1 protein-coding gene is annotated in these 2,162 nt (G+C 64.9%); it reads left to right on the top strand.

Going from position 1 to position 2,162, the window contains the following annotated elements; genetic code table 11:
* The first annotated feature begins 7 nt into the window (after nucleotides 1-7).
* On the top strand, nucleotides 8-2,161 hold the full coding sequence (locus P8T11_RS07540; RefSeq protein ID WP_268077528.1) for an efflux RND transporter periplasmic adaptor subunit: 2,154 nt from the start codon (nucleotides 8-10) through the stop codon (nucleotides 2,159-2,161).
* The last annotated feature ends 1 nt before the right edge of the window (nucleotide 2,162 follow it).

The raw sequence follows: 2,162 nt of genomic DNA, 5'->3' as shown, positions 1-2,162 counted from the left end.
TAAGAAGATGTCTGGCACCGCGCTCTATAGCAATTCCTGGCACCGGGTCAGCACGCTGCGCCCGCGGCTGCGTTCGCACATCCATATTCATCGCCACGTGTATCGCGGCGAAGTCTGGTACGTGATGCAGGACCAGAGCAATGGCGAATTTCACCGTTACACGCCCGAGGCCAATCTGCTGATCAGCCTGATGGACGGACGCCGCACGGTGCAGGAGATCTGGGAGATTGCCTGCGGCCAGCTGGATGACGACGCCATGCCGCAAGATGAAGTTATCCGGCTGATGGCGCAGCTGCACCGCGCTGACGTGCTGACGACCGACCGCGCGCCCGACGTGCGTGATCTGGTTGAACGCCGCAAGCGCCAGCGCATGCAAAAGATCAAGCAATACATCGGCAACCCCAGCGCGCTGAAAATGCCGCTGGTGGATCCCGACCGCTGGCTGACCCGGACGCTGCCTTGGTATCGCTGGTTGTTCACCTGGGTGGGCGGGCTGCTGTGGCTGGCGGTGGTGGCGGCCGGCACGGCGCTTGGCGCCATGCATTGGCAGACGCTGACCCACAACATCTGGGATCAGGTGTTTTCCACGGGCAATGTGCTGGCCATGGCGCTGGTGTATCCGGTGGTCAAGGCCATCCACGAGCTAGGCCACGCCTGCGCGGTGAAGGCGCGCGGGGGCGAGGTGCATGAGATTGGCCTGATGTTCCTGCTGCTGGTGCCCATTCCGTATGTGGATGCGTCGGCGGCATCCGCCTTTGCCGACAAGCGCTGGCGGATGCTGGTGGGCGGCGCGGGTATTCTGGTGGAACTGTTCCTGGCGGCGGTCGCGATGATCGCGTGGACGCAGCTGGAGCCAGGGCTGGGCCGCTCACTGGCCTATACCGTCATCATCCTGTGCGGGGTGTCGACGTTGTTCATGAACGGCAATCCGTTGCTGCGCTACGACGGCTATTACGTGCTGTCCGACGGCATCGAAATTCCCAATCTGGGCCAGCGGGCCAACGGCTATCTGGGCTATCTCTTCAAGCGCTACGCGCTGGGGCTGCGCGGCGTGGAAGCCCCGCGCGCCACGCCGGGCGAACGCGCCTGGTTCGTGGGCTATGCGCTGCTGTCGTTCTGCTACCGCATGTTCATCATGTTCCTGGCCATCTTCATCATGGCGGGGCAGTTCTTCTTCTTTGGCGTCCTGCTGGCCATGTGGGCGCTGTTCAACACGATCGTGATGCCGCTGTGGCGGCTGGGCCGACAGTTCTATGCCGACCCGCAGATTCAGGCGCATCGCTTGCGTTCCTATGCCATCTGCGCGCTGTGCATCGCGGGCATCGTCGGGCTGGTGGGTGCGGTGCCGATGCCGTCTTCCACCGATACCGAAGGCGTGGTGTGGGTGCCGCCCACGGCGCAGGTGCGGGCGCCGGTAGCGGGTTTCGTGCGCGCGCGGCAGGCGGCGGACGATGCGCCGGTGGGGCAAGGGGCGCCATTGATGGCGCTGGAAAACGACGAACTGATCCGTCGCGACGCCATGCTGGCCGCGCAGGTGGATGAATACCAGGCGCGTTACGTGCAGGCCTATGCGCAGAACCAGGTGCAGGCGGCCATCATGCGCCATCAATGGACCAGCTTGCAGACCGAGCGCCGCGCCATCCAGGACCAGGTGCAGGCGCAGCAGGTGCGCAGCCCGCATGCCGGACGCTATGTGTCGGCCCAGCCCGAGGACATGACCGGCCGCTATGTGCAGCGCGGCGAGCTGCTGGGCTATGTGCTGACCGACGCAGAGACCGTGCGCGTGGTGGTGCCGCAGTCTAGCCTGGAGCGTATACACCGGTCGCTGAAGGATGTACGCGTGCGGCTGGTGCAGGACAGCGGGCAGGAATTCACCGCGCGGATTTCGCGTGAAGTGCCGGCCGCCACCGACGAATTGCCCAGCCTGGCGCTGAGCTTGCAGGGGGGCGGCAGCATTGGCGTGGACCCGCGCAAGTCCCAGGAAGGGCGGGCGAAGTCGTCCGAGAACCTGTTCGTAATGGACCTGCGTTTGCCCGAGGACGCGCCTCATGCGTATCTGGGGGCGCGCGTCTACGTGAAGTTCTCTCACGAGCCCCGGCCGATTGCGCTGCAAGCGTATGACGCCGTCCGGCAGATGGTCTTGCGCCAGTTCCGCTTTTGAT

It is taken from the genome of Achromobacter spanius (assembly GCF_029637605.1).
In the GTDB taxonomy this organism is placed as follows: Bacteria; Pseudomonadota; Gammaproteobacteria; order Burkholderiales; family Burkholderiaceae_B; genus Achromobacter; species Achromobacter spanius_E.
Note: the sequence above shows the minus strand (reverse complement) of the source record. Positions and strands in the feature narration are given on the sequence as shown.

Excerpts from the sequence above, each read along its gene's own strand:
- P8T11_RS07540 (WP_268077528.1), top strand. The coding sequence starts at position 8 with ATGTCTGGCACCGCGCTCTATAGCAATTCCTGGCACCGGGTCAGCACG.